The sequence below is a fragment of the Streptomyces sp. NRRL WC-3549 genome (assembly GCF_000721935.1).
Taxonomy (GTDB): Bacteria; Actinomycetota; Actinomycetes; order Streptomycetales; family Streptomycetaceae; genus Streptomyces.
Window position 1 is genome coordinate 236,624 of sequence record NZ_KL585414.1, and the last position, 4,103, is coordinate 240,726.

The 4,103-nt window shown below is 71.5% G+C and carries 3 protein-coding genes and 2 pseudogenes; 2 read left to right on the forward strand and 3 right to left on the reverse strand.

Going from position 1 to position 4,103, the window contains the following annotated elements; genetic code table 11:
* Together IH13_RS42640 and IH13_RS0122390 are read right to left on the reverse strand one after the other, a co-directional pair.
* Positions 1 to 147 (reverse strand): annotated as a pseudogene (locus IH13_RS42640) (50S rRNA methyltransferase); the annotation flags it as partial.
* A 61-nt stretch (positions 148 to 208) separates the two neighbouring features.
* Positions 209 to 421 (reverse strand): hypothetical protein, encoded by a 213-nt coding sequence (locus tag IH13_RS0122390; protein WP_031087155.1) that lies wholly within the window; start codon positions 419 to 421, stop codon positions 209 to 211.
* 241 nt (positions 422 to 662) lie between these two features.
* Here IH13_RS0122390 and IH13_RS0122395 point away from each other — a divergent pair, with 241 nt between their 5' ends.
* Together IH13_RS0122395 and IH13_RS0122400 are read left to right on the forward strand one after the other, a co-directional pair.
* Positions 663 to 1,466 carry an endonuclease I family protein gene (locus IH13_RS0122395; protein ID WP_031087157.1) on the forward strand — a complete coding sequence of 268 codons (804 nt, stop codon included), beginning with the start codon at positions 663 to 665 and terminating at the stop codon, positions 1,464 to 1,466.
* 172 nt (positions 1,467 to 1,638) lie between these two features.
* On the forward strand, positions 1,639 to 2,754 hold the full coding sequence (locus IH13_RS0122400) for a baeRF3 domain-containing protein (protein WP_031087159.1): 1,116 nt from the start codon (positions 1,639 to 1,641) through the stop codon (positions 2,752 to 2,754).
* Positions 2,755 to 2,847: 93 nt separating this feature from the next.
* Here the strand turns inward: IH13_RS0122400 and IH13_RS0122405 are convergent.
* Positions 2,848 to 4,103: pseudogene (locus tag IH13_RS0122405) on the reverse strand (phosphoketolase); the annotation flags it as partial.

Sequence of the window (4,103 nt, forward strand, 5' to 3'; positions counted from 1 at the left end):
CTCCGGCGCCGGCTCGCCGTCCTCGGTGCCCTCCAGCCGTCGCAGCAGGTACTCGTCGGCCGCGTCCCAGGCACGGAGCCGGTCGCGGGGGTCCTCGGGATAACGGGCGAGCTCGAACACGCCTTGTGACGTCGTCAAACGGTTCATATCGCGTTCAGGCTAGCCGAGGGGCGGGGAGCGCTCCGCACGCTCCCCGCCCCGGCTCTCGTCAAGGAAGCCGCTTGTCGATGGCCGACCGGCCCTCCTCGGCCAGTCTGCGCTCGGCCCATTCCAGGTTCTCCGGGGTCAGGTCCCGCCCGGAGGCGAGGACCAGGTCCTCGGCGCTGGTCTGTCCGTCGCCGCCGGTGTGCAGCAGACGGTCCGGGGTCACCTCCCGCGCGTCCGGCGCGGGTGCGGATAGGGATTCGGACTCTTCGCTCATACCGCCTCCTCGTCCTTGCGGCAATTCTCGCTCCCGACCGACGGCCCCGCATCCGAGGCGGAGAACCCGAAGGCCGGGCGTCACTTGACTTGCACATGATGAATACGCAACGTTCACCCGGCACCCACCCGGCGTGTGCGAGGCTCCCGGCTGACCAGAGATCCACCGCCACCCGGTACCGCTCCCCCACGCACCCCGGTGGCGGCGGAGTGGTCCCCCGCTCGGGAGAGGACACCCCCACATGTCCGTCCGTCGCCGTTTCTACGCGCGTCCACTACTGGCCACCGCCACATCGATCGCCGTACTCACCGGCCTCGCAGCCGGCACCGCACCCGCCACCGCGGCCTCCGCCTCCGCCCTCGACGACACCTACTACCAGGACGCCGTCGGCAAGACCGGTACCGCCCTGAAGAGTTCGCTGCACACCATCGTCAGCGACCAGACCGAGCTCACCTACGCCCAGGTCTGGGACGCCCTCAAGGCCACCGACGAGGACCCGGCCGACTCCTCCAACGTGATCCTGCTGTACACCGGCCGCTCACAGCCGAAGAACGAGAACGGGGGCAGCACCGGGGACTGGAACCGTGAGCACGTCTGGGCCAAGTCGCACGGCGGCTTCGGCACCTCCACCGGCCCCGGCACCGACATCCACCACCTGCGCCCCGAGGACGTCCAGGTCAACTCCGTCCGCGGCAACAAGGACTTCGACAACGGCGGCAGCGCCGTGCCGGGCGCCCCGGGCAACTACACCGACGGCGACTCCTTCGAACCGCGCGACGCGGTCAAGGGCGACGTCGCCCGGATGATCCTCTACATGGCGGTGCGGTACGAGGGCGACGACGCCTTCGCCGACCTGGAACCCAACGACAGGGTGGGCAACGGATCGGCCCCGAACATCGGCCGGCTCTCCGTCCTGAAGGAGTGGAGCCGGCAGGACCCGCCGGACAGCTTCGAGCGGAAGCGCAACGACGTCATATTCGAGCAGTTCCAGCACAACCGGAACCCGTTCATCGACCACCCCGAATGGGTCGAGGCGATCTGGTAGCCGCCGCGCACCCCGGCCCGGGTCCGGCGGGGGCGCCGGACCCCCACGGACCCGGGTCGGCCGCGATTCGCTCACACTGGGTGGAAACGGTATGAATTGATCGTTGAGCCACCGCTCCTCACCCCTGGGGCGGGCTCAGTACCGCCGACCCCGAGCCCTCCGGGAGGGAACGATGGATACGGACGCCCTGACCGCCGGTACCTTGCAGAACCTTCGGGCGACCAGGCCCTACCCGGCCGTTTCCCTGACGATGCCGACCCACCGCAAGGCGCCGGACAACACCCAGGACGCCGTACGGCTGCGCAATCTCGTCACGGAGGCCGGCAGCCGGCTGGACGCCGACCCCCGGGTGAGCCGCGAGGCGCGGGACGCCGTGAAGGCACAGCTGGAGCGCGCGGCCGCCGACGTCGACCAGCGCCGTGCCCTGGAGTCCCTGGTCGTCCTGGCCGACGCGGACGAGTACCAGATCTGGCAGCTGCCGCGCACCGCTCCCGAGCGCGTCGTCCTGAGCGACTCCTACCTCACGCGCAACCTGGTCGCGGCCAAGGCGGGGGCCCAGCTGTTCTGGGTACTGAGCTTCTCCGCCGAGCACGCGACGCTCTGGTCCGGCACGAACGAGGGGCTGCGTGAGGAGGACGGCCGCGGCTTCCCGCTGCGCCCCCGGCACGTCAACTTCGACCCGGAGCGCCAGGCCCGGAGCGGCGACTCGCCGAGCATCTACACCGACGAGGACACGCGCAACTTCTTCCGGACGGTCGACGAGAAGCTGCGCGGTGTGCTGGCCGCGGAGCCACGGCCGCTGTTCCTCATCGGCCTGCCCCAGGCCCTCTCCCTGTTCGAGGACGTCGGCGAGGGCGCTAAGTCGGCCGCCTGCAAGGTCGCCAAGGGGACGACGGCGGAGACGACCACGACCGAGCTGGCCAGGGAGCTCCGGCCCGCGCTGGACGACTGGCGCGAGCAGCGTGTCGCCGCCGCCCTGGACCGGCTCGACACCGCCCGTGGCGCCAAGTCCTTCGCCGGCGGTCTCGACGAGGTGTGGGCGGCCGCCCGGGAGGGCCGTGTCGCCCTCGTCGCGGTCGAGGAGCACTTCCAGCGGACGGTCAGGGTCACCGACGAGCACCTGGAGGCGGTGGACCCGGCGGACGTCGAGCCCGGGGACCAGGGGATCCGCGAGGACATCGTGGACGAGCTCATCGAGACGGTCCTGGACAACGGCGGGGAGGTCGCGTTCGTCGCCGACGACGCCCTCGCCGACCACGGGCACCTCGCCGCCGTCCTGCGCTTCTGAGGGCTTTTGCCGGCGCCCACCCCGTGTGGGGGGGCCGGGAACGCCTCGGCCGGCCCGCGCACCCGCGGGCCGGCCGAGGCGTTCCCGGGACGGTCAGCCGTCCCAGGTCCAGTCGGCCACCTCGGGCAGGTCGGTGCCGTGCTCCCGGATCCAGTCGTGGTGCCGGCTGCGCACGTCCGCCATCGCCTGGCGGACGGCGACGGCGCGGACGCCGAGGCCGGGCACCCGGTCGATCACGTCCATGACCAGCCGGTAGCGGTCCAGGTCGTTGCGGAGCACCATGTCGAAGGGCGTCGTGGTGGTGCCTTCCTCCTTGTAGCCCCGTACGTGCAGGTGAGCGTGGCCGGCCCGCCGGTAGGCGAGCCGGTGCACCAGCCACGGATAACCGTGGTAGGCGAAGATCACCGGCTTGTCGCGGGTGAAGAGGGCGTCGTACTCCGCGTCCGGCATCCCGTGCGGGTGCTCCTCCCGCGGCAGCAGCCGGGCCATGTCCACCACGTTGACCACCCGCACGGCGAGTTCCGGCAGATGGCGGCGGAGCAGGCCGGCCGCGGCCATGACCTCCAGGGTGGGGACGTCCCCGGCGCAGGCCAGTACGACATCGGGCTCCCGGCTGCCGTCCTCGGTGCCGGCCCACTCCCACACGCCCACGCCGCGTGCGCAGTGGGCACGCGCCTGGTCGAGGGTGAGCCAGTCGAAGCCGGGCTGCTTGCCGGCGACGACCACGTTGACGTAGTCGCGGCTGGCGAGGACGTGGTCGACGGTGCAGAGCAGCGTGTTGGCGTCCGGCGGAAGGTAGACGCGGACCACCTCGGGCGACTTGTTGAGGACGTGGTCCACGAAGCCGGGGTCCTGGTGCGAGAAGCCGTTGTGGTCCTGGCGCCAGACGTGCGAGGTGAGCAGGTAGTTCAGGGAGGCGATGGGGCGGCGCCAGGTCAGCCGCCGCGAGGTGCGCAGCCACTTGATGTGCTGGTTGACCATCGAGTCGACGATGTGGGCGAACGCCTCGTACGAGGAGAACAGGCCGTGCCGTCCGGTCAGCAGGTACCCCTCCAACCAGCCCTGGCACAGGTGCTCGGAGAGCACCTCCATCACCCGGCCGTCGCGGGAGAGGTGTGCGTCGGTGGGCAGCACCTCGGCCTGCCAGGCCTTGCCGGTGGCCTCGTACAGCGCGTCCAGGCGGTTCGACGCGGTCTCGTCGGGGCCGACGACACGGAAGTCCCTGCGCTCGGCGGTGGCCGCCATCACGTCCTCCAGCAGACCGCCGAGGACCCGGGTGGGTTCGTGCCTGACCGTGCCCGGCCTGTCGACGCGTACGGCGTGGTCCGTGAGCGGCGGCACGGGCAGGG

What these genes read in the sequence shown, in the direction of transcription:
- IH13_RS0122400 (WP_031087159.1), top strand. Translation starts at nt 1,639, where the DNA reads ATGGATACGGACGCCCTGACCGCCGGTACCTTGCAGAACCTTCGGGCG.
- IH13_RS0122390 (WP_031087155.1), bottom strand. Translation starts at nt 421, where the DNA reads ATGAGCGAAGAGTCCGAATCCCTATCCGCACCCGCGCCGGACGCGCGG.
- IH13_RS0122395 (WP_031087157.1), top strand. Translation starts at nt 663, where the DNA reads ATGTCCGTCCGTCGCCGTTTCTACGCGCGTCCACTACTGGCCACCGCC.